The sequence below is a fragment of the Hymenobacter frigidus genome, from assembly GCF_014640435.1.
GTDB classification, from domain to species: domain Bacteria; phylum Bacteroidota; class Bacteroidia; order Cytophagales; family Hymenobacteraceae; genus Hymenobacter; species Hymenobacter frigidus.
On record NZ_BMGY01000033.1, the window covers coordinates 19,498 to 44,692 of the forward strand.

Consider the following 25,195-nt stretch of genomic DNA (forward strand, 5'->3'; position numbering starts at 1 on the left):
CTCCGTGCCCTATGCCCAAATCAACTATTGCCCAGCGGCACAAGTCTGCTGCTACTCGGTTCGATGGGCCTCCCTCGCCCCAGGCAGTGACCACCGCGCCCCCAGCCCAAATGCTGCCAAGGGAGCTGGTAGCAGCCTTTCGGGTGGGAGACTACGAAGTGGGACAGGGGTTTTGCCCGCGCCTGTGGGGCCACTCGGGCATCCGCTACTAGCCTGCCGGCGGTGCGGCCCCGGCCACCCACCGAAACGTAAGGTTGAGGCGCGGTCCCACGGGGCGGGCCGTTTTGGGGAGTGCGTGCTGCCAGCACTGCTGGGTGGGCCCGCGCATGAGCAGCAGGCTGCCCGCCGGCAGGTCGAGGGCCAGGGGGGCATGCGCCAGCCCGGCGCGCGGGCGCAGCCGGAAGCGGCGCGTAGCCCCCAGGCTGAGCGAGGCAATGGCGGGGGCGGGGCCCAGCTCGGGCTCGTCGTCGGCGTGCCAGCCCATGCTGTCGCGCCCGTCGCGGTACAGGTTCAGCAACACGCTGTTGAAGCGGGTGCCGGTAGCGGTTTCCAGGCGCTGGCGCAGGGCGTGCAGGGCCGGTAGCCAGGGGCGCGGCTCCCAGCGCAGGCCCGAATACGTGTAGCGGGCATCGGGGTCGCCGTACCAGGCCGTGAGGCGGGGCTGCGGGATTTGCTGCCCAAACATGCGAATGGCCCGCTGCTCCCACGCCGCATCAGCCGTAAGCTCGGCCAGTAGCGCAGCAGCTTCCGTTTGCGCTAAAAAAGCCGGGTCGAAGAGTAAATCGGCCTGCGGCAACGACAGCGGCGAGAGCGCCATGAGCAAGCAGTAAGAACGGGGCGCATGGCTGGCGCGCCCGGGTGGTTGGGTCGGGTTAGGGCTGCTTCTGCATTCGCTCCAGCCGTTCGCGGACTTCCTTAGGCTGTTGCTTGATGAGGTAGGGCATGATGCGCTGGGCACCCCAGACAATGAGCATGCACACCAAAATGGGCGCGAGAATGCTACGGCTCCGAAAATTGGTGCTGCCAATGTAGCGCGGCCACACCCACAGCACATATATCAGCGCCGCCGGCAAATTGAACAGTAAAACTCCCCAAATAGGGCTCAGTCCCTGCTGAAACACCGCCCAGTTGACCAAGGCCGAACCCGCGAAAAAATAAGCCACAACGAAAATCGCCAGGCCCAGCGTGGCCCGTTTCTTTCCCAGCCGGTAGAGGTTCATGCACATCAGCACCCCGCCCGTTATCATGGTGGATACCGGGAGAATGGAAAACAGCACGACGGCTACCGGCGAGTACAGGGCCGGGGCAGTTTCGTCGGTTTCGCTCGTGGTAGCCTCGGCGGCAGCGGGGGGCAGGGCCTGGCGGCGTTCCACTTCGGCGGCTTCGTCGAGGGTGCGCTGGTGGGCGGCGGCCACTTCCAGGCCGGGTCGCAGGGCTTCTTCTTCGGGCGCGGGCTGGCCCCGGCGGCGCAGCTCATCGAAGGCAGCCAGCACGGCGGCCTCTCGGTACTGCACATGGCCGGTCACGTATTCGCGCAGGGCCGCGTCGGTCTTGGGCAGCATCTTAGCGGCGTAATCTTCCATTTGAGTCAGTTAACAATTAACAGTTGGCGGTGAACAGTGAGACATAATAAACGTGAGGACAGAAATAACTGCTAACTGTTCACGGCTGACTGTTCACTGAAAAAGCGCGCCAGCGCTCCGCCCACCCGGTCCACGTCCTCAAACGAATTATAGAGCGGTACGGGTGCCAGGCGGATGACGTTGGGCTCGCGCCAGTCGGCGATGATGCCTTGCGCGGCCAGAAAATCGAACAGCTCGCGCCCGCGCCGATGCACCAGCACAGAGAGCTGGCAGCCGCGCTGGGCCGGGTCGGCCGGCGTGATGATTTCGAGCTGCGACGTGGGCAGCCCCAGGTTCAGAATATGGCTTTCGAGGCGGCCGGTGAGCTGCTCGCTCTTGCGCCGCAGGGCGGCCATGCCGCCGGCCCGCTCCACCAGGGCGAGGCTGGCGCGGTGAATGGCCATCGGAAAAATCTGGGCGTTGGACAGCTGCCAGCCCGCCGCGCCGGCCATAGGCTGAAAGCCCTTCTTCATTTGAAACCGCACCGAGGCGTCGTGACCCCACCAGCCGGCCAGGCGCACCAGGTCGGGCCGATGGGCAAACCGCTCGTGCACGAACACGCCCGAGGTGCCGCCGGGGCCCGAATTCAGGTATTTGTACGTGCACCAGCAGGCGAAATCCACGTCCCAGTCGTGCAGGTGCAGCGCCAGGTTGCCGGCCGCGTGGGCCAGGTCGAAGCCCACGTAGGCGCCCACCGCGTGGCCCGCCCGCGAGATGGTGGCCATGTCGAAGGCCTGCCCGGTGTAGTAATTCACGCCCCCGATGAGGACGGTAGCCAACGAGTTGCCAAGCTCCGCGATTTTGGCTTCGATGTCCTCGGTGCGCAGGGTGTATTCGCCGGGGCGCGGCACCAGCTCCACAATGGCCTCGGCGGGGTCGAGGCCGTGCATTCGGGCCTGGCTTTCAATAGCGTACTGGTCGGAAGGAAAAGCCCCTCCTTCCATCAGAATCTTGTAGCGTGTGGCGGTGGGACGGTAAAACGACACCAGCAACAGGTGCAGATTCACGGTCAGGTTGTTCATCACCACCACCTCCAGCGGCAGCGCCCCCACCAGGCGGGCGCTGGCTTCGGTGAGGGTGTCGTGGTAGTGCATCCAGAACGAGGGCGCCTGGAAATGACCTTCCACGCCCAGTCGTTCCCAAGAGTCAAACTCCTGCTCGGCGGCGGCGCGGGCCGCTTTGGGCATCAGACCCAACGAATTGCCGCAGAAGTAGGCGCAAGGCTGCCCATTAGGGCCGGCCGGCAGGTGAAACTCCTGGCGGAAGGCGGCCAGTGGGTCGGTCGCGTCGAGGTGGGCGGCGGGTGTGGAAGCAAGGGCAGCAGTCATAAGGGCAAAGGTCGGCGCAAAGCCCGCGCCGGTGCTAACATAAGGTTATGGCCTTGCGGGCGAGCGCCACTAGTGGGCGCGAGCCGCCGTACCTAGGCCGTGGCCAAACCGCTCCGCCGAAAGCCCGAGCCAGTCCAGCGCGTTCTGGCCCAGCATTTGGGCTTTGATATCGGCTGAAACCGGCATGGAGCTGATGAGCTGGCCGGGTTCCAATTCGCCCAATGGGAAGGGATAGTCGGAGCCGAGCGTGATTTTATCGGCTCCCAGCGTCTTAATTAAGTAATCCAGCATCAGCGGGTCGTGCACCAGCGAGTCGACCCAGAACTTGCCCAGGTACTTGCGCGGGTTGTGGGGGTTATCCACGGCGCAGAGGTCGGGGCGCACCTGCCAGCCGTGCTCGATGCGCCCGATGGTGCTGGCAAACGAGCCCCCGCCGTGGGCCACGGCCACGCGTAGGTTGGGCAGGCGCTCCAGCACGCCGCCGAATATCAGCGAGCACAGGGCCAGCGTGCTTTCGGCGGGCATGCCCACCAGCCAGGGCAGCCAGTACTTGGGCATTTTCTGCTGGGCCATCATGTCCCAGGGATGCACGAATACGCAGGCGCCTAATTCCTCGGCGGCGGCGAAGATTTCGAACAGCTCGGGCGCGTCGAGATTCCAGTCATTCACGTGCGAGCCAATCTGCACGCCGGCCAGGCCGATTCTCAGGCAGCGCTCCAACTCCTTGATGGCCAGCTTGGGGGCTTGCATCGGAATGGTGCCTAGGCCCACGTAGCGGGTGGGGTAGCGGCGCACCACATCGGCAATGTGGTCATTCAGCAGCTGGCTCAAATCCAGGCAGTCCAGCGGCTGGGCCCAGTAGCTGAACATGACGGGCACCGTGCTCAGCACCTGCACCTGCACCCCAAACTGGTCGTACTCACGCATCCGTACTTCGGGGTCCCAGCAGTTGTCCTGCACTTCGCGGAAGAACTTGTCGTCCTGCATCATGCGGGCGCAGCAGGGCTTGTGGTGGTCGAGCCGGATGAAACCCCCATAGCCGTACCGCTGGGCCAAATCGGGCCAGCGCTCGGGCAGAATGTGGGTGTGAATATCGATGCTTAACAAGGGGTGGGGCAGGCGAGGGGTGGGGAATCATACCGTCAGGCTTCGACGGTGTTCAGCAGGACGCTGTGGTCATTATTCGGCCGCTGGGACTGCTGCGGGCGCGTCCATGTAGGTGCCGCAGTTCTGGCAGGTACGCAGGGCTTCCGAAGCCCAGAACTTGTTCATGATGGGCGGCAGCTGGGCCACGATGTCGGTGATGAGGGCGAACTCCTCGTGCAGCTTGTGGCCGCAGTTTTCGCAGTACCACTGGAAGCCGTCGGGTTCCTCAGTGGTGCGGTAGCGCTCCAGCACCATGCCCACGGTGCCGGCCGGGCGGCGCGGCGAGTGGGGCACATAAGGCGGCAGCAGGAACATCTCGCCGGGGCCAATATTGATATCCACCGGCTGGCCGTTCTCCATGATTTTCACGGTCATCGTGCCCTCAATCTGCCAGAATAGCTCCTCGCCGGCATCCACGTGGTAGTCTTTGCGGGCGTTGGGGCCGCCTACTACCATCACAATAAAATCCTGGTTGTCTTTGAATACCTGCTGGTTGCCCACCGGGGGCTTCAGCAAATGGCGGTGCTCATCAATCCACTGTTGAATGTTGAAGGGGCGGGCTAGCATGGGAGGGGCGGGGGTGAGTGAAGATTTCTCAAAAATAGCCAAGCAATAGTTCGCAGCCTGTAGGAATTACCGGCTGTTATTGGAGAATAATCAAGGAACGGGTTGCCGGCTTGCCGGCCTGAGTAAGCTGTAGCCATCGGCAAAATTCTCTTCCCTAAAATCAGGGAAAGCCGCCTTAATGTAGCGGTGCGCTGCCCCATCCCGCCAGGCCGGGCTCACGAGCACGGCCGCCGGCTTGAAATGGAGGCGGAAGGCTCGGGCCGCCGCCGCCGACGGTGGCCGAACCACGGTATCGGCTGGTGCGCGTTGCAGACGCAGCAGCATGCTTAGCACCGAATCGCCGCGCTCGAAGGCCGCGAAGCGGGCATCCGGAACGCGGGATAGATAGGCGGAAAGTAACTTTTTGCGGTGATAGGGCTGGTGGAGGAAATTGACTAGCTCGACTTTGCCCACCTGTTTTTTTCCGTCAACGAGTCCCACTGGTATGGTGAGTAAGGCCTCGCCCGGTAGCACGGCCACTGCCTGGAAAACGGGTGGTAGCGCGGCCGACGAAGCCAGGGGAGGGGCCACCGGCCAGTACTCCAGGCCCACGGCAAGTAGCAGTATTGCGCTTAACGCCCACTGCCAGCGGGGCCGCCAGCTTGTCCAGCGCACTTCGAGCGCTGCGAACACCACTAGGGGCAAAAACAGGCTCACCAGCAGTACCCAACGCGTAGGGCAGCGGATGTTGTTGAAAAAAGGCACCAGATGCAAAAAGCCGGTGGGTAGGTTCAGCAGCGACTTGCCGAAAACGCGTAGCGCGGGCAGCGTCAGTAGCACGCTGAACAACAGCAGCCAGGCCAGGGGCTGCCCCTGCGGGTCTTGGTGGCGAACCGATGCCGGCTGGCGGCCCGGCCAGCCCCAGACCGCCAGGCCTAGCAGGGGCAGGGCATACCCCAAAAACATGACGTTTTCGATGGAGCCGGGCATGGTGTATAGCCGGGCGCTGCCGAAAAGCTGCTGTGCCCAGGCGAAGTTCAGCCAGCGGCTATTGGGCGGCGGCAGGAAGTAGCTGACCAAGTCGCCGCCCCACCAGAAGCCGCCGTTGTCGGGCACGCCCGCCAGGCGCAGCAGGCGGAGTGCGATGTGGCAAGCCACCAGCACCCCGGCCAGTACCAGCCAGGGCCGCCACTGTCCCCAGTTTACGCTTCCCAGGCGCAGCCAGAACCATAGCGCATACCCCAATGAAAAATAGAGAAGCGCGAACGTGATGTAGTAGTCGCTAAGCAACGTAAGCAGCCCCAGGCCGAAGCAGGCAGCTACCGCCCCCCAACTGCGTACCAGCGGCCACCGCCACCCCGCTCGAAACTCGAAGGCCCGCAGGAAAGCCAGCACGAAAAAAGGCACGGTGGCCGTCAGTACCAAGTTGTAGTGCTCGGGTAGGCGCAGCATTTTGTAGGGCGAGAAGGCAAAAACAAAGCCTGCCAGCCATTGCAGCAGCGGGTGCCGTACCCAGCGGCGCGCCAGCAGCCACGCGCCCGTGCCCGACAACGCGTATTGCCCAATCAGCATCAGGTTGAGGGCCAGCATCTCATTGCCTATTAGGGTATTAAGCAGGCCAATGATTGGCGTGTACGTCGTCATAAGCAGAGACGCGCCCTCCGGGTAAAGCAGCCAATCGGAGTAAAATGGGTTGTGCCCGCTGAGCAGCATTTCGCGGAAGTGCCACACGCTCCAGATTTGCATGTAGCCATCGTGGTCGGGCACGGCCGGAAACGCGGTAGCCAGCTGCGTGCCCAGCGGCCAGGTCCAGGCCAGGAATACGGCCGCGTAACTCAGCGTCACAACAAAGAGGCTACCCCGCCGAGCCGGATGTGACATAGTATGTTTTTCCATCAGAAAGCATTGTAGCGGTGACCAGCAGAACCGGGCCGCCGTGGTAATTTTGCCCGCGTTGCCTCCACAAAGCAACACCTCAATTCCCTTTGCCCCACCACTCCCGCCCCGCATGAGCCTTCCCTTTATCTCCCGCCGCGCCCTGGTGGGCGGCTCCACGCAAGGCATTGGCCGCGCCGTGGCCGAAGCCCTCGCCGCCCAGGGTGCCACCGTCACGCTGCTGGCCCGCGACGCGGCCAGGTTGCGCGAAGTAGCCGCTGCCCTGCCCACGCCCGCCGACCAAACCCACGATTTCCTGGTAGCCGATTTCTCCGACCCCGAAGCGCTGGCCGCTACCGTGCGCGACTACCTGAGCGCCACCGGCCGCACCGTTCACATCCTGGTGAACAACACCGGCGGCCCCGCCGGCGGCCCGCTGCTCCAAGCTACGCCCGATGATTTTCGGGCCGCCTTCGAGCAGCACCTGGTGGCCAATCACCTGCTGGCGCAAGCCGTGGTACCGGGCATGCAGGCCGCAGGTTTTGGCCGTATCATCAACATTATCAGCACGTCCGTGAAGGTGCCGCTGCCGGGCCTGGGCGTGAGCAACACCATTCGCGGGGCCGTGGCCAGCTGGGCCAAAACCCTGGCCAATGAGTTGGGCCCGCTCGGCATCACGGTGAATAACGTGCTGCCGGGGGCCACGCTCACCCAGCGCCACACCTCGCTCATCGAGAAGAAAACCGCGCAAACCGGCCAGTCGGCCGAGGCCATCGAAGCGGAGATGCTGAAAACCATTCCGGCCCGTCGCTTTGGCTTGGCCGAAGAAGTAGCGGCGGCGGTGGTTTTCCTGGCCTCGCCGACGGCCGGCTACATCAACGGCACCAGCGTGCCCGTGGATGGCGGCCGCACCGGCGCGTTTTGAGACGGGGAATGTAGCGTCAACAGCGCGTCGTACTTCGGCGGCTCCTTAACATGAGTGGAGCGTTTACCTTTGTTGCTTCCTGTTGCGCCCAATGCCTTTCCTGTGGTAAAATTCGACACGCTTTCCATCGTCATCCCGGTTTATAACGAAGCCCGCACCATCCACCAGATTCTGGACTTGCTGCGCGAGCTGCAGCTGGTGAACAACATCGGCAAGGAGATTATCCTCGTGAACGACTGCTCGACCGATGCCTCGGCCGATACCATCCGGGCCTACGCCGCGCGCTACCCCGAAATGGGCCTGCGCCTGCTGGAGCACGCCGTGAACCAGGGCAAGGGCACCGCGCTGCATACCGGCATCCGCGAAGCCACCGGCGACTACGTCATCATCCAGGATGCCGACCTGGAATACGACCCCGAGGAATATAATGTGCTGCTGAAGCCCATCCTGAAAGGCTTCGCCGATGTGGTGTTTGGCTCGCGCTTCCTGGGCGGCAACCCGCACCGCATCCTGTTCTTCTGGCACAGCATCGGCAATCAGATGCTCACCTTTTTCTCGAACATGGTGACCGACCTGAACCTGACCGACATGGAAACGTGCTACAAGCTGTTCCGGCGCGACATCATTCAGGGCCTGAAGCTGGAAGAAAACCGCTTCGGCTTCGAGCCCGAAGTAACCGCCAAAGTAGCGCGCGTCAAAGATGTACGCATCTACGAAGTGGGCATCAGCTACTACGGCCGCACGTATGCCGAAGGCAAGAAAATCGGTTGGCGCGATGGGTTCCGGGCCATTTACTGCATTGTCAAATATGGCTTGCTGGGGCAGTAGCGCGGCGCTTAATTCTCGACGCTGAGGGCAACGTCGTCCGCGTACACGTTCTCATTGCTGCCCTCCCGCCACAAGTAGCATTTGAGCTGGTTGATGTCCTGCACCGAATCGGGGAGGGCAAAGGTGTGTGACACCTGCTGCCACTCCTTAAACTTCTTAACCTCCTTGGCGAGAGCAACGCTGCCGTAGAATACCGGAGTGTCGCGTTCTGGCGAGTGCGTAATGGAGAGCACCAAGCTGCCCGGTACTTGGTCGTTGGGAGCCCACACCCACGCCGAAACGGTAAGCGTCCGGATTTTGGCGGTGCTCATCTTGCCAAGCGTGCGGATATACGTGTAGCTGAATTCGTTTTGGGGACCAACCACCAACGCGTGCTTGCCCGAATGCGCCCGTTCGGCGGTCACGCTAGCGTCGGAATTGCCATTCCAGCCTATCACGCTCTCAAAATCGTTCTGAGTCACCAATGTTCCCTTGATGACGGCTTCGTCTTTTTTGGCGCACGAGGCAAGTAGGGTAATTCCAACTAGCAAAGACCAGGGCAACAGGTTGAAGCGTATCAGTGACATGAAAATGGAGCGAATTATATGGGCACAAAACTAGCGCATTCATGCCAGCAATGCTGGGGGAACAGCTGTTCTACTTTTTGCTAAAAAGAGCAGGCGGTATGGGCGTTTCTTTTTACGCTAATCGGCGAGAGTATCTGCGGGTGCCACTTGTTGCCAGGCAGCACTTGGCTCAGAGCCTACGGGCCGGCCCATCACAAAAAGCGGATGCACCAGGGAGCCTACGCCTTGCCGCAAGTGGAGGGCGTAGGCCCCGGGGGGCAAAGGTGCCCACCGGGGTTTCCAGACCCCGCCGCCCGCTGCCGTACCACTGCTTACCAAGTGGCCGCGCAAGTCGCGGACGGCCCAGTTCACAGAATCGGGACTAGCCACGTGAATGCGCAGCTCCGGCACGCCCGCGTTTTGGGTCCAGGACGGGGCCCAGCGGCTGGCGATGGGTAAGGGCAAAAAAAGGTCGCAGGCCGGATTGTAGTTGTCGGTGAGCAATAAATTTAACTGGCTCGCGGCCCGGGGAGCGGGGGCCAACTGCCACTGCTGGAAGGTGGATTGGTCGAGGCGGCCCGGCTGGATTTCGGCGGGCAGCCACGCCAGCTCCGTTTGAGGAAAATCGCCGCCGGAACGCTGGACCGGCACAACGGCTGGCAGACGGCGCGGCCGGTATATTCGGATGTAGTCGATGGCCAACGTATCAGTGGCCTGGGTAGCCCAGGCGAGTGCCGTCATGTTCACGATGACCGACATGGCGCATCCCGCCGGGGCCAGCCGCGTTTCGTGGCGAATGGGCACGCCGTCGTAATAAAAAATCACGCCATCGGGCAGCCAGCTCACGCCGTAGGTGTGAAATTGCTCGTGCAGATTGCCGGTGGGGTCAGTATTGTAGTAGAGGCATTGGCAATCCTGGTCCTTCAGGCGGGAAGGCCGCCAATAGCCGCCCGGCGCAAGATGGAAGTTGTTGGAAAAGGCCTCCGCACTGCTTTCGAAGACGTCCAGCTCATCGGGCACCCCGCCAAAGAGCCAAAAGGCGGGCGCTGAAGTGGACGAAGATGGCTGTCGGGCTCGGACTTCGAAAAGCCCGTAGCTGAAACCTTCTTCCAGATGGCAATTGTAAGGCCGCAAAGAATCGTTGAGGTGCCGGCTGAACAGCATGGGGGCCGTGTAGGATAAGTTCCGGCCCCGGTAGGGCAACGGCTGGGCCAGGCGGTTCAGCGTCATGTTCAGCACCCCATTGGCCGAGTGCAGTGCCTGGCTTGTGTAATAACCCACCTCAACGGGTGATACCAGGGCGCGGCCCCACGGATAGAAAAACTGCCATCGCTCGGCCAACACAACGGTGTCGAGGGGAGTGTTGAATTCTTCGGCCCACTCCAATCGCCAATCGCCATAATTTATGCGACCCTGGGCGTAGGTATTCGGGCAAATGAGCCAGACCAGGAGTGTCAATCCGATGCTGTGAAGTAAATGAAAATGCTTCATGGAGCGTGAAATAGAAAAGCCGAGGCTTTTCGCCGGGCCAGCCAGGTGGTAAGATAGAAGCCCGCCACTCGGTGCGTGACTACAGGACAGGAAGCGAAGGGGAGGCAATGAAAAAAAGCATATGGAGGTACCGTAGCGCGTAAGGAGGGAGCAGTAAAACCCTGGGCTATTCACGATTTTGGGGCGGTATACTCGCCGATTGGGCCGTAGTTTTGATGGCCATGACCTTGGTTTGTAGCCGGCCGGGTTTATTTCAACCACTTCTTTACATGAGTTCAACTTTTCGCAAAGCGCATTGGCTGGGTATGGGTGGCGTCGCGTTGATGGCGGCTATACTGACGGCAATGTTGTTCTGGCCGGTGCTCCTTGACCCCAACGACCATTTTTTTACCGCCGGGGGCGATGCGCTTCAAAGTTATTACGCCACGGCATTCTACGCCCTGCACGACGTGGGCGACCGGTTCACGGGGATGAACTACCCGTACGGTGAGCACTTTAACTACCCCAACCTGCAGCCGCTCATTGCGCTGGTGCTCAATTTTTTGCAACGCCATGGCTTGCCAGCCGGGCAATACACTGTGGGCATTACCAACCTGTTGGCATTGGCCTCGCTGGTCGTTACGCCGGTGGTGCTGTATGCCATTCTGCGCCGCACCCGCCTGCCGGTGCTGTACGCGGCCGTACTGGCGATTATCATCGGGTTCATGTCGCCGCAGGTGCTGCGCCTCGATGCCCACTTATCCCTGAGCTACGGCTGCTTTGTGCCCCTGCTGTGGTACTGCATCATCCGCATGCAGGAAAACCCGCGGCAGTGGCGCTGGTACGTGCTTTTCGCCGTGGGCAGCCTGCTGATGGGGGCCGTGATGCTGTATTTTCTGGCCTGCGGCTGTTTCTTCCTGATGGCGCATGTGCTGGTGCTGGCCTGGCAGCAGCCCCGGCTGCGGCCGTGGCTGGGGCGGATGGTGCTGGCGGCGCTCTTGCCGCTGCTGCTGTTTCGGGGCTACCTCTGGGCCACCGACCATGTGACCGACCGCCCCCCTAATCCCTACGGCTTGCTGGTTTATGTGGCCTCCCCGGTATCGGTGTTTTTGCCGGTGCTGGGCCCGCTGCATGATTGGGGGCAGGAACACGGCTTCCCGCAGGCCGATGGCATGGAAGGGCTGTCCTACATCGGAGTAGTCGGTACGCTCACGTTGCTGGTTACCCTGGTGGTTGGCGGGTGGGCCATCGTGCGCCGCCGCCAATGGAACCGGCTGGGGCGGCTGGCGCTGCCGCTGCATCTGCGTACCGGCCTGTGGGCGGCCACCCTCCTGTTGCTGCTGGCCTTCGGCTTGCCCTTTAAGTGGCGGATGTTTGATTGGCTGACCGACCATTCGGGCCCCGTGAAGCAGTTCCGCTCCCTGGGCCGGTTTGCGTGGCCTTTTTATTACGTGGCTTCTACGTACACGGCCTACGTGCTGTACCGGCTGTGGCGCTACCTGCGCCGCCGACAGCTCAGGAAGTGGGCGTGGGTCGGCTTGCCGTTGCTGTTGCTTTGGGGCAGCGAGGCCTGGTGGCAGGTATCAGCCAAAGCCCTGCAGGTAACGCAAAGTACCGGAGCCAGTGCCTTCTTAAATCCAGCCAAAGACTTGATATCCCGGCTGACGTGGACGAACCGCAAGGTGTCAGATTTTCAAGCCATTCTTCCCCTGCCGTATTACAATATCGGAACTGACAAATTTGACCTGAGCGGCAGCGGCAACTCCATTTACCAGGCCGATAAAGCGTCGGCTACTACGGGGCTGCCGCTGCTGGCCTGCTACGTGTCGCGCGCGTCGGTAGGGCAGGCTATGCAGCATGTGCAGCTGCTGAGTAGCGAACTGGTGCCCAAGGAGCTGCTGACGCATTTTCCCAACAATAAGCCCCTGCTGCTGCTCGTAACTCCCGATGCGCTGACCGAAGCCGAGCAGCGCATCGTACGCTTGGGCAAGCTGCTGCTGCAGGCTCCCGAGGGTGCCCTCTACGAACTGCCCCTCGCGGCGTTGGCTGCCACCAGCTTGGTCCGTGAGCGCGCCCTGGCCAATTCGCTGTTGCCACGGCTGGCCCCGCGGCCCGGTGGCCTGCGGGTCACCACTCCGGCGGGGGTTATGCTACAGTCCTTCGACAAATCTCCTGACCGCCGCGGGCGCCTTGGCACCGGTGCATTCTACGACCCGAAGGAAGGCTTCTCCATTCTTTACGATGGGCAACTGCCCATGCCCGCTGATACGGGCCGCTACGAGGCCGGCGTGTGGATATACGGCAAAATGGACTACGGCTACGGCAACATGCAGGTCAAGCTCTACGATGCCGCCGGGCAGATGCTGGACCATCAGACGGTGGATGCCCGCCACGCCACCGAAGTGCTGAATGGTTGGGTGCGCGTAGTAGTGCCGTTTCGGCGCACCGCCCAAGCCGTTCGCATCGAGGTACTCTACGATACCCGAGGCCTGCTGGCCGACGACCTGCTCATCCGTCCTGCCAACGCCGACGTGTACTACTACAGCGGTCAGGGAAGTCGCCGGCAGGTAATCAAAAACACCTACCCGCTTGGTCCGTAGCCGACTGCTGCGTACTGGCTTGCCACAGCTTTTGCTGCCCGGATGGCGAAACCCGAGAAGAGAAACACAATAGCTTGGCAGTACCGCTAATACCAAGCAGCCAATGCCTGCTCCAGCGTGCTGGCACTGAGCGGCGCACCGGAGCAGGCCGAGCGTGGCTATGGTTCGATGGTCACGCGCAAATCATCGAGGTAAACGGGCTGGGTGCCAGCCGTGCGCCAAAGGTATAGGCCGAGCGTGTAGGTCGGCAGGATATTTTCGGGTAGGGTGATAACCTTGCTTATTTCAACCCATTTGCCGGGGGAAGCTGATTTTTCAAGTGGCAGGCCTTCCCACATCAGGGGTTTCTCGGCGGGCGTGGCGGGGTTGCCCACCGTCACGACCAGCGAGGCGCTGGCACCGGTAACGAGGAATGCCCAAGCCGAAACCTTTATTTTTTTGATGCGGGTGCCACTCAGGTTGCCCAGTGGCGCGGTGTAGCCCAGGCTGTATTCGTGGGTGCCATCTACTTTGAGGGCGTAATTGCCGGAGTGCGCTTTTTCGCGGGTGAGCGTGCCATTCATGGCATCGGGTATCCACCCGGCCAGGGTATCGAAGTTGGCATCGACCAGTACGTTGGGGTCGATGACCGACTCGGTGCTGCCGCCACAGCCGGCCAGGTTCAGCGCAGCCAGTGCGCCCATCGAACGGAGAAGTTTTTTCATGAAGAAAGAGAAAACGGAGAGTTTCGGAGAAATAAAGCAGTTAAAAACCGGCGGTGCTACCACAGCTCGGTCAGCAGTAGGTCGTCGGCGTACACGGGGCTCGTCACATCCTTGGCAAAAAGGTAGACTACGAGCTGGCTTCGCGACGAAAAATTGGTATTCAGCGGAATGTCTAGGTCGCGGCTCACCCATTTCCAGGCCCCAAACGGGCTGCTGTCGTTCAGGTAGACCTCCTTGCGAAAGACGGGGTTGTCCGGGTTGTCGGGGTTGGTGATGGCCATCACCAACACGGCATCGTCCCGAAAACCGGGCACCCACACCCAAGCCCCGAGCGTGATACGGCGCGGCCGGTGCGAAAACAGTTGCCCCAGCTCGGCGCGAAACGTGGGCGAATACGGATGCTGCGGGTCTACGCGGAGCGAAAATTTGCCCGAGTGGGCTTTGTCGGTTGCCAGTTGGGGCAGCATGGCGGGGGCCCAGCCCCGGAAGCCTTCAAAATCGGTGCGCGCGAGCTCGCGCTGGCGGGGCGTGGGGCGGCCGTCGCGCGGGTGGCAGCCGGCCAACAGAGCCACCACCACACCGGCTAAACAACCAATTTGAAGAAAAGAGCAGATTTTCATGGGGCGGCGAAACGAGCAGCAGTCGGGAATGAGAAGCCTTACCAGGGGCGCAGGCGGTTGCGGCGGCGCAGGATAATGGCCGGTGCCCGACCCACCATCTCGAAGCTGGCGGCCATGGCTTCGCGTTGGTCGGCCGGCAACTGGGCAAACAAGGCGGGGTTTATGGCCACGTAGTCGAGGCTATCGAAGGCCATGCGCCCCAGAAAATCGTCGGCTTTGGTAGTGGCCACGCTTGGTGGAATCCACGTCAGGCCCCGGCGGTCGAAGTACACCTGCGAGATGTTGGGGGCCCGCTCGTTGAAATAGAGCACATTGGTCGCAGCCGGCACGCCGGCTTGCGCCATTTCGGCGGCCCCACCGCGCATCCAGACGTGTGCCCACGGCGAGAAGGGCAGGTAATCGTCGCTGGAGCGGCGCTGCAGGCGCTTGTAGCCGTTGGCCGCCAAAAAGAACACCAGCACGGCCAGGCCTACCGTGGTGCCGTAGCGCACCGGACCCGTGTATTGGCTTAGATTGAGCAGGGCCAGCACCAGCAGCAGCACCGCGGGGGGCAAGCCCGCGCAGATGATGTAATAGTCGTGTACGCCAAACTGCGCACCCATCAGCTGCGCGAACAGCAGCCCGATGGCCACCGCGGCCAACAGTAACAGCGTGAGCGGCAGGTACCGCCCCAAGTTGCGCCGCAGAAAAATAATCAGCAGTACCCCGCACACGGCCAGCGTGCGGTACTGCGTGATGGTGGCATACTCAAGTAACCAGCCGCGGCGCACGTCCCGCAGCACATCGTGCAAGGTTTCCGGGTCGGGAATGGGCCGGGCCGCCGCCAGGAACTGCCCGGATTGGTATGTTTCATTCAGGTGCTGGTTGTGCAGAAAAAAGCCCACCACTGTTGCGAGTACCAAGGCCACAAGCCCCAGAAATTCGAGCCGCTGCCGCAGCGTCAGCCGGTCGGGCTGCATGAATGCCCACAGCACCGTGATGCCCGCTACCGCGCTCAGGTGCAACACGGTGGTGGTTTTGATGAGCGCCGCTAGGCCCAGCACCAGCACCGCCACGCGCAGGTCGGGAAAGTGCCGGCTTTCGAAGAAACGCGCCCAATAGTAATACCCTACAAAGCTCAGACTCAGACTAAAAGGGTCGGGTAAGAAGCCACCCGCGTAAAACGCGAAAAACGGCGAAGCCAGCAAAAACACGCCCGGTACCAGCCCGGCCACAAAGTGCCCCGTGCGTTCAAACACCAGCCGGAACAAGTAGTAGAAGCCGAGCAGCGTAACGGCCACATCCAGCAGCCGGAACAGCGTGACGATGCTGCCCCGCCCGAATACCAGGCCGCCCAAAGCCGCCAGGTAAGCTTGTAGCGGAAACTCGACGCCTGTGACGCCCCCGATGGATTCCAGCGAAGATGTGCGCGGCGTAAAGAAATCGAACCCGTAATCGTAGAAATTAAGCGCCAGCGAAAGCCGGTCGGTTTGCGCCCAAGTGTGGATGCCGTTGGGCAGGTCGTTGAGATACGGCCCGTAGAAAAAAGCCCCGAGGATAATGAAGAATAGCGCCGCCGCTACATGATAGGGGCGCGGCCGGAACGACCGCACCGAAGCAACGGAAAAAAACATATAACTTGAGCGTCAGCAGTTGTAGAGCAAAGAAAGGATGAGCAAAGGTAGGACATGACACGCGGGTGCTGTATTTCAATCGTGTACTTTTGTCAGACATGGATTTAACCTACGAAGCCAAATACCACCAGCTCGAAGAAGAGCACTGGTGGTTTGCCAGCCGCCGCGATGCGGTATACGACCTGATTAAACAACTGAAACTGCCCATCTCAGCGGCTATTCTGGAGATTGGCTGCTCGGGCGGGCCGCTGATGCAGCGCCTGCGCGCCGCCGGCTACACCGACCTGACGGGCATTGATGTGAGCGTACCGGCCATTGAGTTGGCCCAGGCCCGCGGGGTGCCTAATGTGTCGGTAATGGATGGGGCAGCTTTGACATTCGGCGACGCTCGATTCGACCTGGTAATTGCTTCCGATGTGTTGGAACATATTGAGGATGAGGTTCGTGCATTGCGCGAATGGACCCGCGTGCTCAAGCCGGGCGGGCAGCTGCTGGTGTTTGTGCCCGCCCACGCCTACCTCTGGAGCGAGCACGATGTGGTGAATCACCACTTCCGGCGCTATTCGCGGCAGGACCTGACCGCTGCTATCCAGCGGGCCGGCTTATCCGTCGAGCGCAGCTCGTTTTGGAATACGGCCATGTACTTTCCTACGGCCGCGCTGCGCCTAGGCCGGCGGCTGGTGTCCGGGCCGGTGTCGCCAGTGAAAAAGGCAGGCGCCACCGGCGACCTGCATCATTTCGCCGGACCGGCTAATACGTTACTGCTGCAATGGGTGAAATTCGAAAATCGCCTGTTGCGGCACCTAAACCTGCCATTAGGCGTGAGTGTATTTGCCCTGGCTCAAAAGCCGGCCTGATTTTCCCCTTTCCGAAGTATTCGTAAGCCCGCGTGGAACTGTCCGTCATTATTCCCATCTACAACGAGGAAGCTAACATCGATGAGCTTTATCAACGCCTGCTGGGGGTGTTGGAGCCCATGGCCCTGCCCGGAGGCTTTGAGCTGGTATTTGTCAACGATGGCTCCCGCGACCACTCGCTGCCCTTGCTGCTAAACCTGGCTGCGCGCGACGCCCGGGTGCGCTACATCGACTTCAGCCGCAATTTTGGGCATCAGGTGGCCGTCACCGCCGGTCTTGACCGGTCGAGGGGCGAGGCCGTAGTCATCATCGATGCCGACCTGCAGGACCCGCCCGAGCTGATACCGCTGCTCTACCAGAAAATGCACGAAGGTTTTGAGGTGGTGTACGCCAAGCGGCGCTCGCGGCAGGGCGACAGCGCGGCTAAAAAGCTCACCGCCCGGGTATTTTACCGCTTGTTGGCCCGTATTACCAGTGTTTCCATCCCCGTCGATACCGGGGACTTCCGCATTATCTCGCGCAAAGTGGTAGATGGCCTGCGGCTGATGCCCGAGCAGAACAAGTTTATCCGAGGGCAGATTTCGTGGATTGGTTACCGGCAGACATTTATTGAGTACGACCGGGCCGGGCGCGGGGGCGGCGAAACCGGCTACACCTACCGTAAAATGCTGCGCTTTGCGCTGGATGGTATCACGGCATTCTCCGACTTGCCCCTTAAAGCGGCCACTATCACGGGCTTTGCAGTGTCGGGAGTGGCTTTTCTGGTGGGGCTCTATACCTTATATTCCCGCTTTGTGACCCACGATTATGAGCCGGGCTGGCCTTCGCTCATGGTGAGTATTCTGTTCCTGGGTGGGGTACAACTGATTTCGGTGGGCATCATTGGCGAGTATATAGCGCGGCTGTCGGCCAATGTTCGTCAACGGCCCCTGTACCTGATATCCAATACCAATACGGCACCCTTGCCCAGCCCGCCCGCTCATTAGTACCCGTCCGCCTGGCAGGTTGTTGGGGCATTGGTACTGGCAGAGTAGCATTCGCAGCTTTCTCTCTTATGCGCATTCATAATTACCTCAACGGCCAGTTGGTGCCGCCCCATTCCGGCCGCTACCTCGACAATGTGGACCCCGCCACCGGCCAGGTCTACGGCCAGATTCCGGACTCCGATGCCACCGATGTGGCTACCGCCGTAGCCGCCGCCGAAGCGGCCCTGCCCGCCTGGCGCAAGTTGCCCGCCGAGGACCGCGGCCGCATCCTCGTCCGCATCGCCGACCTGATTGACGCCAACCTTGAGCGCCTGGCCCGCGCCGAAAGCCAGGACAATGGCAAGCCCCTCAGCCTGGCCCGCGCCATGGACATCCCCCGGGCGGCCTCCAACTTCCACTTTTTCGGTACCGCCGCCGGCCACTTCGCTACCGAAGCCCACGTGCAGGAAGGCGTGGCCGTGAACTACACCGTACGCCACCCGGTGGGCGTGGTGGGGTGCATTTCGCCCTGGAATCTGCCGCTTTACCTCTTTACCTGGAAAATTGCACCCGCTTTGGCCGTGGGCTGCTGCGTGGTAGCCAAGCCCTCGGAAATCACGCCCGCCACCGCCTTTTTGCTGAGCGAGCTGTGCATGGAAGCCGGGTTGCCAGCGGGCGTGCTCAATATTATTCACGGCAATGGCCCGAGCTGCGGGCAGGCCATCGTGGAGCATCCGGGTATTAAGGCCATCAGCTTTACGGGCGGCACGGCTACCGGGCGGCATCTGGCCCGCACCGCTGCGCCGCTGTTCAAAAAGCTGAGCCTGGAGTTGGGCGGCAAAAACCCCAACCTGATTTTTGCCGATTGCGACTTAGCTGCCGCCGTGACTACCAGCATCCGCAGCAGCTTTGCCAACCAGGGCCAGATTTGCCTCTGCGGCTCACGTATTTTCATCGAGCGCCCGATTTATGAAGCGTTCAAAACCGAGTTTCTCCGGCAGCTCAAGGACCAGAAAATCGGCGACCCACTCGAAATGGATACGAAGCAGGGAGCTTTGGTGAGTGAGGCTCATTTAACTAAAGTGCTCGATTACATCAGGCTGGCTCACGAAGAAGGCGGCACGCTACTAACCGGCGGCCACCGCGCCATTGTGTCCGGCCGCTGTGAGGGCGGCTATTTCCTGGAGCCCACCGTGTTTGAAAGCCTGCCTTTCGATTGCCGCACCAACCAGGAGGAAATATTCGGCCCCGTCGTCACGCTCACGCCTTTCGATACCGACGAGGAAGCCTTGCACATGGCCAACAGCACCGACTACGGCCTGTCGGCCACTATCTGGACGCGCGACCTGCAGCGGGCCCACCGCGTGGCGCACCAGCTGCACAGCGGCATCGTCTGGATAAACACCTGGCTGCACCGCGACCTGCGCACGCCCTTCGGTGGCATGAAGAACTCCGGGGTCGGCCGCGAGGGCGGGTTGGAGGCGCTGCGGTTTTTCACCGAGGCGCAAAATGTGTGCGTGAAGCTCTAAAAAGTCACGCCGGCGTAGGCCTCAGCCAGTGGCACCTGGCAGCCGATGCTGGCTAAATCGAGTACCGCAGCTAAGTCGCGGGTTTCCGCAAACAGCCAATTGCCGTTGGGTTGGCGTGTGTACAGTTCGGCCAGACAGATTCTGGAATCCAGCATCAGGTATTGTTGTAGGCTGGAAATCTGGCGGTAAAGCATGAATTTTTCGCTCCGGTCCTTGTCGGCGGTCGAGGCGGACAGCACTTCTACTAATAGAGTGGGATTGAGCAGCGTTTCCGGCTTGCGACTTTCGTTGAATTCCGGCTTGCCGCAGACAACCGTTACATCGGGGTACACGTAGGCGCTTACATTTAAAATTTGCAGGCGTTGGTCGCTGCCCACTACGGCGCAGCTTTTGCCGCGCAACTGCACATTCAACGCGCTACCAACATTCATGCAAATGCGGTTGTGTACGTAGCTGGCCCCGGCCATCGCTCGAATCTCACCATAGAAATACTCGTGCTTCTCCAAGGCTTCGCATTCAAGGCGCAAATACTCGTCGGGCGAAACGTGAGCGGTGGCGGTGATTTCAAAAGCAGCTTGGCCCATGACGTTATCAGAATAAGGTGTTTACTCAAAAGTACGAAGCCAAGCCCGGCCTTGTCCTTACCTTTGCGAGCCGAACCGCCCTTCTGCCTGCATGCCCCATTCCACCCCCGACTACTACGCCCATTCCACGGCCATCCTCGACGAGGGCTGCCAGATAGGCGAAGGCAGCCGCATCTGGCACTTTTGCCATATCTGCGCCGGGGCCGCTATTGGTGAGCACTGCAACTTGGGGCAGAACGTGTTTGTGGCCGACGGCGTGACCCTGGGCCGCAACGTGAAGGTGCAGAACAACGTGAGCCTCTACGGCGGCGTAATCTGCGAAGATGACGTATTTCTGGGGCCTTCCGTGGTTTTTACCAACGTGAAAAATCCGCGCAGCGCCGTGCCGCGCAAAGGTGCCGGTCAGTACCAGTCTACCTACCTCGAGCAGGGCGTGACAATAGGAGCCAATGCCACCATCGTGTGCGGAGTCCGGCTGGGCCGCTACGCCTTTGTGGGGGCCGGCAGCGTGGTCACGCACGACGTTCCGGCCTATGCCCTCGTATACGGCACGCCCGCCCGCCCGCAGGGCTGGATGAGCGCCTACGGTCACCGCCTGACCTTCGACGACCAGCACCGGGCCACCTGCCCCGAAAGCGGTGAGCAATACGAGCTGAGCGAAACGACTCAAACCGTGCGCCCGCTCCCCAAAAACGACAAACGAACCTCGAAAAACTAACTACGTGTACGACCAACTATTGCGCAAAGAGGCCACCCTGGCCGTCATCGGCCTCGGCTACGTGGGCTTGCCCATTGCCCTCGAATTCGCGAAGCAGCTCAAGGTGATTGGCTTCGATATCAACGCCGGCCGCGTGGCCCAGATGAAACAGGGCATCGACCCGAGCGGAGAGCTGGAAAAAAAGGATTTTGAAGGCTGCGACATCACGTTCACCGATTCGCTGGAGGTGTTGCGCCAGGCGCAATTCTACATCGTGGCCGTGCCTACGCCCATCGACGAGCACGCCCAGCCCGACCTCAAACCGCTACTCGGGGCCTCGGGCTCGGTGGGCAAGGTGCTGAAAAAGGGCGACTACGTGGTGTTCGAAAGCACCGTATACCCCGGCTGCACCGAGGAGGACTGCATTCCGGTAATGGAGCGCCTCTCGGGCCTGAAATTCCCGACCGATTTCAAGGTGGGCTACTCGCCCGAGCGCATCAACCCCGGCGATAAGGAGCACACCCTGCGCCGCATCGTCAAAGTGGTGAGCGGCAACGACGAGGAAGCCCTCGACACCGTGGCTAAAGTATATGAGCTGGTGGTGGATGCCGGCGTGCACCGCGCCAGCAGCATCCGCGTGGCCGAGGCCGCCAAAATTATCGAAAATACCCAGCGCGACGTCAATATTGCGTTGATGAACGAGCTGTCGATGATTTTCGACCGCATGAACATCAACACCTACGAAGTGCTGGAAGCGGCGGGCACCAAGTGGAATTTCCTGAAATTCTCGCCCGGTCTGGTGGGCGGCCATTGCATCGGCGTCGACCCCTACTACCTGACTTACAAGGCGAAAGAACTGGGCTACGATGCCAAAGTTATTCTCTCGGGCCGCACCACCAATGACAACATGGGAGCCTATATCGCCCGCAAAACGGTGCAGATGATGATTAAAAAGGGCAAGGACGTGGCCAAAAGCCGCGTGCTGGTGATGGGTGCTACGTTCAAGGAAAACGTGGAGGACATCCGCAACTCGAAAGTGGCCGACGTGATTCAGGAGCTGAAAAACTTCTCAGTAAACGTGGATATCGTTGACCCGCACGCCGATTCCAACGAGCTGCATCACGAGTACGGCTTCCGCCTGACCCACAACGACGATGTGCGCACGGACTACGACGCCGTGATTGTGGCCGTGAGCCACCTGCCCTACGCCGATAAAGACGAGGCCTACTTCCAGTCCATCACCGCCGACAACGCGGTGCTGGTCGACATCAAAGGCCTGTACCGGGGCAAAATGAAGGATTTGCAGTACTGGAGTTTGTAATAATTGACCAGCTAGAAATGAGCAAAATTCTTGTCACCGGCGGCGCCGGCTATATCGGTTCCCACGCCGTTGTTGAATTGCAGCAAGCCGGCTATCAGCCCATTATTGTTGATAACTTCAGTAATTCGCAGGAGTCGGCGTTGGCGGGTATCGAGTCGATTCTGGGGACTTCGGTGCCCATTTATCGCATCGACTGCGCCGATGAGGCTGCTTTGCGCGGGGTGTTTCAGGCTGAGCCCGGCATTGCGGGTGTCATTCACTTTGCCGCCTTCAAGGCCGTGGGAGAGTCGGTGGAGAAGCCACTGGCATACTTCCGGAACAATGTAGGCTCCTTACTGACGCTGCTGGCCGTGATGCCCGAATTTGGGGTTGAAAACCTGGTTTTTTCATCATCCTGTACCGTGTATGGCATTCCCGATGCGCTGCCCGTGACTGAGGCCACGCCGACCAAACCGGCTTCGTCGCCCTACGGTCGTACCAAGCAAATGTGCGAGGACATCATGCACGATGTATCGGCCGCATCGACCAACAAGCTCCGCACCATTCTGCTGCGTTACTTCAACCCAATTGGAGCGCACGAATCAGCCAAAATCGGCGAGTTGCCCTTGGGTGTACCCAATAACCTGGTGCCCTTCATCACGCAAACGGCGGCGGGCATTCGCGAGAAGCTAACCATCTATGGCAATGACTACGACACGCCGGATGGCACTAATATCCGCGACTACATCCACGTAGTAGATTTGGCGAAGGCGCACGTTGTAGCGGTGCAGCGCCTGCTTGACCACAAAGCCAGCGAAACGGTTGAAACTTTTAATGTTGGAACAGGCCATGGTAACACGGTGCTCGAGGTAGTACAAGCCTTCGAACAAGCCAGCGGTCAGAAGCTAAACTACAGCATTGGTTTGCGCCGCCCGGGCGATGTGCCGGCCATCTATGCCGATGCCACGAAGGCGGAGCAAGTGCTGGGGTTCAAAACGGAAACATCTCTGCTCGACTCGCTGGCCAGCTCCTGGAAGTGGCAGCAAACGTTAAAATAAATGTGAGAAATGAGAAAATGCGGAGGTGTGCTGAATGACCGTCGCCATTATTTTCACATTTTCACATTCCACACATTTTCACATTTATAAAAATGAAAATTCTCATCACCGGTGGTGCCGGTTTCATCGGCTCCCACGTAGTTCGGTTGTTCGTTTCGAAATACCCCGACTATCAGATTCTGAACCTCGACGCGCTGACTTACGCCGGTAATCTGGAGAATCTGCGCGACGTTGAGAACGCGCCGAATTACCGCTTTATCAAAGGCGATATTGCGGACCAGTCGTTCATCGACCAGTTGTTTGCTCACGAAGAGCCCGATGCCGTGATTCACCTCGCGGCCGAATCGCACGTTGACCGCAGCATCACCGACCCGATGTCGTTCGTGAAAACCAACGTCATCGGCACGGTGAACCTGCTGAATGCGGCCCGCAACCTGTGGCACCCCGGCGGCTACGACGGCCACGTTTTCTACCACGTGAGCACCGATGAAGTGTATGGCTCGCTGGATTTCGGCCCCGAAATGTTCACCGAGGAAACTTCCTACGACCCGCGCTCGCCCTACTCGGCTTCCAAAGCCAGCTCCGACCACTTTGTGCGCGCTTGGCACCACACCTACGGCCTGCCCATCAAACTGAGCAACTGCTCGAATAACTACGGCCCCAACCACTTCCCCGAGAAGCTGATTCCGCTGGCCATTCATCGCCTGCGCACCGGCCAGCCGGTACCCGTGTACGGCAAAGGTGAGAACGTGCGCGACTGGCTCTTCGTGAAAGACCACGCTACGGCCATCGACGCGGTGTTCCACAAGGGTAAAAACGGCGATACCTACAACATCGGCGGCGTGAACGAGTGGCAGAACCTCAAGCTCATTGAGCTGCTCTGCGACGTGGTGGACCAGAAAACGAGCCAGGAGCAGGGCACTTCCCGCAAGCTCATCAAATTCGTGACCGACCGCGCGGGCCACGACATGCGCTACGCCATCGACTCGAGCAAAATAATGAACGAACTGGGCTGGAAGCCGAGCGTGACCTTCGAGCAGGGCCTGGCTCAAACCGTGGATTGGTACCTCGCCAACGAAGAGTGGCTGAACAGCGTGACCAGTGGTGCCTACCAGGATTACAACCAGAAGCAGTACGCGGGACGATAAGGAAATTAAAAATTAAAAGTTGAGAATTAAAAATGACGCCAGTGGTAAACACAGCGGAATTTAATGGCCAATTTTTAATTTTTAATCCATAATTTTTAATTCAAAACCAACGTGTACGAAAACCCTTTCCACGAGCAGCCGCTCGATAATCTGACTTTTCTCGTTACCGGCGGCGCGGGCTTCATCGGCTCCAACATCGTGGAGTATTTGCTGAAATACGGCGTGAAAAAGGTGCGCACGCTGGACAACTACTCCAACGGCTTCCGCAAGAACCTGGCACTGTTTGCTGGCGATGCCCGCCTGGAAATCATGGACGGCGACATTCGTGACGCCGCTACTTGCGCCGCTGCCTGCGAAGGCGTGGACGTGGTGCTGCACGAAGCGGCACTCGGCTCGGTGCCCCGCTCCATCAAAGACCCGGTGCTGACGAATGACGTGAACGTGGGTGGCTTCGTGCAAATGCTCACCGCCGCCAAAGACGCGGGCGTCAAGCGTTTTGTGTACGCGGCGTCGTCCTCGACTTACGGCGACCATCCCGGTCTGCCCAAGGTGGAGGACCGTATTGGCAAGCCGCTCTCGCCGTATGCCGTGACGAAGTACGCCAACGAGCTGTACGCCGACGTATTCGGCCGCACTTACGGCATGGAAATCATCGGCCTGCGCTACTTCAATATCTTCGGCCCGCGCCAGGACCCGGGCGGAGCCTACGCGGCCGTGATTCCGTTGTTCATCGACGCCATTCTGCAAAACCAGGCCCCCACGCTCAACGGCGACGGCGGCCAGACCCGCGACTTCACCTTTGTGGAAAACTGCGTGGAAGCCAACATCCGCGCCGCGCTGGTGCAAAACCCGGAGGCCCTGAACCAGGTGTACAACATCGCGGTGGGTGACCGCACCTCGCTGGTGCAGATGTACGACATCCTGCGCGAAGAAGCTGGCTCGGACCTAGCCCCGGTTTTCGGCCCCGACCGCGCCGGTGATATCCGCGACTCACTGGCTGATATTTCCAAAGCAAATCGCCTGCTGGGCTACCAGCCGCAAGTGCGCATCCGTGAAGGCCTGCGCCAGACGCTGGCTTGGTTCAAAGCCAACCAGGAGTTCATTCAGGCAAGAAATTAATAAAGCGTCATGCTGAGCGCGGCCGAGGTATCTCGCCCGCTTCGATGAACAATTGAGTTGCTGTCCTGAGCGAGATGCTTCGGCCGCGCTCAACATGACTGTTCTGTCATAACCAG

Annotated in this window: 24 protein-coding genes; 12 read left to right on the top strand and 12 right to left on the bottom strand. The window is 60.5% G+C overall.

All coding sequences use genetic code 11. The features are described 5' to 3' along the window. Positions 1 to 11 precede the first annotated feature (11 nt). The gene (locus IEW17_RS15230; protein ID WP_188562918.1) at positions 12 to 212 is read left to right on the top strand and encodes a hypothetical protein; all 201 of its coding nucleotides are present in this window, start codon (positions 12 to 14) and stop codon (positions 210 to 212) included. On the opposite strand, the gene IEW17_RS15235 is transcribed toward IEW17_RS15230, so the two are convergent. The 6 genes from IEW17_RS15235 to IEW17_RS15260 all read right to left on the bottom strand — a co-directional run bounded on the left by IEW17_RS15235 (position 209) and on the right by IEW17_RS15260 (position 6,538). Next, on the bottom strand, positions 209 to 817 hold the full coding sequence (locus tag IEW17_RS15235) for an alpha-ketoglutarate-dependent dioxygenase AlkB family protein (protein ID WP_188562919.1): 609 nt from the start codon (positions 815 to 817) through the stop codon (positions 209 to 211). The genes IEW17_RS15230 and IEW17_RS15235 overlap by 4 nt on opposite strands. A 55-nt stretch (positions 818 to 872) precedes the next feature. Continuing rightward, positions 873 to 1,583 carry a hypothetical protein gene (locus IEW17_RS15240; RefSeq protein ID WP_188562920.1) on the bottom strand — a complete coding sequence of 237 codons (711 nt, stop codon included), beginning with the start codon at positions 1,581 to 1,583 and terminating at the stop codon, positions 873 to 875. Positions 1,584 to 1,654: 71 nt separating this feature from the next. After that, entirely contained in the window at positions 1,655 to 2,950 is a 1,296-nt protein-coding gene (kynU, locus tag IEW17_RS15245) for a kynureninase (RefSeq protein WP_188562921.1), read from the bottom strand. A gap of 69 nt (positions 2,951 to 3,019) precedes the next feature. Beyond that, on the bottom strand, positions 3,020 to 4,057 hold the full coding sequence (locus IEW17_RS15250) for an amidohydrolase family protein (protein WP_188562922.1): 1,038 nt from the start codon (positions 4,055 to 4,057) through the stop codon (positions 3,020 to 3,022). 72 nt (positions 4,058 to 4,129) lie between these two features. After that, the gene (locus IEW17_RS15255; RefSeq protein WP_188562923.1) at positions 4,130 to 4,663 is read right to left on the bottom strand and encodes a 3-hydroxyanthranilate 3,4-dioxygenase; all 534 of its coding nucleotides are present in this window, start codon (positions 4,661 to 4,663) and stop codon (positions 4,130 to 4,132) included. 90 nt (positions 4,664 to 4,753) lie between these two features. Beyond that, positions 4,754 to 6,538: a hypothetical protein gene (locus tag IEW17_RS15260; RefSeq protein WP_229749037.1), complete on the bottom strand. Its 1,785-nt coding sequence runs from the start codon at positions 6,536 to 6,538 to the stop codon at positions 4,754 to 4,756. Between the two features lie 112 nt (positions 6,539 to 6,650). On the opposite strand from IEW17_RS15260, the gene IEW17_RS15265 reads away from it, so the two are divergent. Beyond that, the gene (locus IEW17_RS15265) at positions 6,651 to 7,442 is read left to right on the top strand and encodes an SDR family oxidoreductase (protein ID WP_188562925.1); all 792 of its coding nucleotides are present in this window, start codon (positions 6,651 to 6,653) and stop codon (positions 7,440 to 7,442) included. 69 nt (positions 7,443 to 7,511) lie between these two features. Beyond that, positions 7,512 to 8,270 (top strand): glycosyltransferase family 2 protein, encoded by a 759-nt coding sequence (locus IEW17_RS15270; RefSeq protein ID WP_229749038.1) that lies wholly within the window; start codon positions 7,512 to 7,514, stop codon positions 8,268 to 8,270. 8 nt (positions 8,271 to 8,278) lie between these two features. On the opposite strand, the gene IEW17_RS15275 is transcribed toward IEW17_RS15270, so the two are convergent. Together IEW17_RS15275 and IEW17_RS15280 are read right to left on the bottom strand one after the other, a co-directional pair. Beyond that, positions 8,279 to 8,836 carry a carbohydrate binding domain-containing protein gene (locus tag IEW17_RS15275; RefSeq protein ID WP_188562926.1) on the bottom strand — a complete coding sequence of 186 codons (558 nt, stop codon included), beginning with the start codon at positions 8,834 to 8,836 and terminating at the stop codon, positions 8,279 to 8,281. A gap of 117 nt (positions 8,837 to 8,953) precedes the next feature. Next, positions 8,954 to 10,306 carry a glycoside hydrolase family 16 protein gene (locus IEW17_RS15280; RefSeq protein ID WP_188562927.1) on the bottom strand — a complete coding sequence of 451 codons (1,353 nt, stop codon included), beginning with the start codon at positions 10,304 to 10,306 and terminating at the stop codon, positions 8,954 to 8,956. 269 nt (positions 10,307 to 10,575) lie between these two features. On the opposite strand from IEW17_RS15280, the gene IEW17_RS15285 reads away from it, so the two are divergent. Then, positions 10,576 to 12,885: a DUF6311 domain-containing protein gene (locus tag IEW17_RS15285; protein WP_188562928.1), complete on the top strand. Its 2,310-nt coding sequence runs from the start codon at positions 10,576 to 10,578 to the stop codon at positions 12,883 to 12,885. A 158-nt stretch (positions 12,886 to 13,043) separates the two neighbouring features. Here IEW17_RS15285 and IEW17_RS15290 read toward each other — a convergent pair whose 3' ends face one another. The 3 genes from IEW17_RS15290 to IEW17_RS15300 are packed head-to-tail and all read right to left on the bottom strand — an operon-like array spanning position 13,044 to position 15,822. Then, positions 13,044 to 13,589, bottom strand: a complete 546-nt coding sequence (locus tag IEW17_RS15290; protein WP_188562929.1) for a carbohydrate binding domain-containing protein — start codon at positions 13,587 to 13,589, stop codon at positions 13,044 to 13,046. 56 nt (positions 13,590 to 13,645) lie between these two features. Next, the gene (locus IEW17_RS15295) at positions 13,646 to 14,209 is read right to left on the bottom strand and encodes a hypothetical protein (RefSeq protein WP_188562930.1); all 564 of its coding nucleotides are present in this window, start codon (positions 14,207 to 14,209) and stop codon (positions 13,646 to 13,648) included. A gap of 38 nt (positions 14,210 to 14,247) precedes the next feature. Next, positions 14,248 to 15,822: an ArnT family glycosyltransferase gene (locus IEW17_RS15300; protein WP_188562931.1), complete on the bottom strand. Its 1,575-nt coding sequence runs from the start codon at positions 15,820 to 15,822 to the stop codon at positions 14,248 to 14,250. Between the two features lie 98 nt (positions 15,823 to 15,920). On the opposite strand from IEW17_RS15300, the gene IEW17_RS15305 reads away from it, so the two are divergent. From IEW17_RS15305 to IEW17_RS15315, 3 genes are all read left to right on the top strand, one after another. Further along, positions 15,921 to 16,679, top strand: coding sequence for a class I SAM-dependent methyltransferase (locus tag IEW17_RS15305; RefSeq protein ID WP_188562932.1), 759 nt, complete (start codon positions 15,921 to 15,923; stop codon positions 16,677 to 16,679). A gap of 32 nt (positions 16,680 to 16,711) precedes the next feature. Beyond that, positions 16,712 to 17,665, top strand: a complete 954-nt coding sequence (locus tag IEW17_RS15310) for a glycosyltransferase family 2 protein (RefSeq protein ID WP_188562933.1) — start codon at positions 16,712 to 16,714, stop codon at positions 17,663 to 17,665. 68 nt (positions 17,666 to 17,733) lie between these two features. Next, the gene (locus IEW17_RS15315; protein WP_188562934.1) at positions 17,734 to 19,173 is read left to right on the top strand and encodes an aldehyde dehydrogenase; all 1,440 of its coding nucleotides are present in this window, start codon (positions 17,734 to 17,736) and stop codon (positions 19,171 to 19,173) included. On the opposite strand, the gene IEW17_RS15320 is transcribed toward IEW17_RS15315, so the two are convergent. After that, entirely contained in the window at positions 19,170 to 19,757 is a 588-nt protein-coding gene (locus IEW17_RS15320) for a Uma2 family endonuclease (protein ID WP_188562935.1), read from the bottom strand. The two genes, IEW17_RS15315 and IEW17_RS15320, sit on opposite strands and share 4 nt — an antisense overlap. Before the next feature lie 91 nt (positions 19,758 to 19,848). Between IEW17_RS15320 and IEW17_RS15325 the strand changes: the two genes are divergently transcribed. From IEW17_RS15325 to IEW17_RS15345, 5 genes are all read left to right on the top strand, one after another. Continuing rightward, positions 19,849 to 20,475, top strand: coding sequence for an acyltransferase (locus tag IEW17_RS15325; protein WP_188562936.1), 627 nt, complete (start codon positions 19,849 to 19,851; stop codon positions 20,473 to 20,475). Between the two features lie 4 nt (positions 20,476 to 20,479). Beyond that, a complete protein-coding gene (locus IEW17_RS15330; protein ID WP_188562937.1) occupies positions 20,480 to 21,775 on the top strand; it encodes a nucleotide sugar dehydrogenase in 1,296 nt (431 codons plus the stop codon). 17 nt (positions 21,776 to 21,792) lie between these two features. Further along, positions 21,793 to 22,812 (top strand): UDP-glucose 4-epimerase GalE, encoded by a 1,020-nt coding sequence (galE, locus tag IEW17_RS15335; protein WP_188562938.1) that lies wholly within the window; start codon positions 21,793 to 21,795, stop codon positions 22,810 to 22,812. A 92-nt stretch (positions 22,813 to 22,904) separates the two neighbouring features. Further along, entirely contained in the window at positions 22,905 to 23,960 is a 1,056-nt protein-coding gene (rfbB, locus tag IEW17_RS15340; RefSeq protein WP_188562939.1) for a dTDP-glucose 4,6-dehydratase, read from the top strand. Positions 23,961 to 24,071: 111 nt separating this feature from the next. Next, entirely contained in the window at positions 24,072 to 25,079 is a 1,008-nt protein-coding gene (locus IEW17_RS15345; protein WP_188562940.1) for an SDR family oxidoreductase, read from the top strand. The last annotated feature ends 116 nt before the right edge of the window (positions 25,080 to 25,195 follow it).

What these genes read in the sequence shown, in the direction of transcription:
- rfbB (WP_188562939.1), top strand. Translation starts at nt 22,905, where the DNA reads ATGAAAATTCTCATCACCGGTGGTGCCGGTTTCATCGGCTCCCACGTA.
- IEW17_RS15320 (WP_188562935.1), bottom strand. Translation starts at nt 19,757, where the DNA reads ATGGGCCAAGCTGCTTTTGAAATCACCGCCACCGCTCACGTTTCGCCC.
- IEW17_RS15295 (WP_188562930.1), bottom strand. Translation starts at nt 14,209, where the DNA reads ATGAAAATCTGCTCTTTTCTTCAAATTGGTTGTTTAGCCGGTGTGGTG.
- IEW17_RS15265 (WP_188562925.1), top strand. Translation starts at nt 6,651, where the DNA reads ATGAGCCTTCCCTTTATCTCCCGCCGCGCCCTGGTGGGCGGCTCCACG.
- IEW17_RS15255 (WP_188562923.1), bottom strand. Translation starts at nt 4,663, where the DNA reads ATGCTAGCCCGCCCCTTCAACATTCAACAGTGGATTGATGAGCACCGC.
- IEW17_RS15305 (WP_188562932.1), top strand. Translation starts at nt 15,921, where the DNA reads ATGGATTTAACCTACGAAGCCAAATACCACCAGCTCGAAGAAGAGCAC.
- IEW17_RS15300 (WP_188562931.1), bottom strand. Translation starts at nt 15,822, where the DNA reads ATGTTTTTTTCCGTTGCTTCGGTGCGGTCGTTCCGGCCGCGCCCCTAT.
- IEW17_RS15290 (WP_188562929.1), bottom strand. Translation starts at nt 13,589, where the DNA reads ATGAAAAAACTTCTCCGTTCGATGGGCGCACTGGCTGCGCTGAACCTG.
- IEW17_RS15285 (WP_188562928.1), top strand. Translation starts at nt 10,576, where the DNA reads ATGAGTTCAACTTTTCGCAAAGCGCATTGGCTGGGTATGGGTGGCGTC.
- IEW17_RS15260 (WP_229749037.1), bottom strand. Translation starts at nt 6,538, where the DNA reads ATGGAAAAACATACTATGTCACATCCGGCTCGGCGGGGTAGCCTCTTT.
- IEW17_RS15230 (WP_188562918.1), top strand. Translation starts at nt 12, where the DNA reads ATGCCCAAATCAACTATTGCCCAGCGGCACAAGTCTGCTGCTACTCGG.
- IEW17_RS15325 (WP_188562936.1), top strand. Translation starts at nt 19,849, where the DNA reads ATGCCCCATTCCACCCCCGACTACTACGCCCATTCCACGGCCATCCTC.
- IEW17_RS15315 (WP_188562934.1), top strand. Translation starts at nt 17,734, where the DNA reads ATGCGCATTCATAATTACCTCAACGGCCAGTTGGTGCCGCCCCATTCC.
- IEW17_RS15275 (WP_188562926.1), bottom strand. Translation starts at nt 8,836, where the DNA reads ATGTCACTGATACGCTTCAACCTGTTGCCCTGGTCTTTGCTAGTTGGA.
- galE (WP_188562938.1), top strand. Translation starts at nt 21,793, where the DNA reads ATGAGCAAAATTCTTGTCACCGGCGGCGCCGGCTATATCGGTTCCCAC.
- kynU (WP_188562921.1), bottom strand. Translation starts at nt 2,950, where the DNA reads ATGACTGCTGCCCTTGCTTCCACACCCGCCGCCCACCTCGACGCGACC.
- IEW17_RS15280 (WP_188562927.1), bottom strand. Translation starts at nt 10,306, where the DNA reads ATGAAGCATTTTCATTTACTTCACAGCATCGGATTGACACTCCTGGTC.
- IEW17_RS15240 (WP_188562920.1), bottom strand. Translation starts at nt 1,583, where the DNA reads ATGGAAGATTACGCCGCTAAGATGCTGCCCAAGACCGACGCGGCCCTG.
- IEW17_RS15235 (WP_188562919.1), bottom strand. Translation starts at nt 817, where the DNA reads ATGGCGCTCTCGCCGCTGTCGTTGCCGCAGGCCGATTTACTCTTCGAC.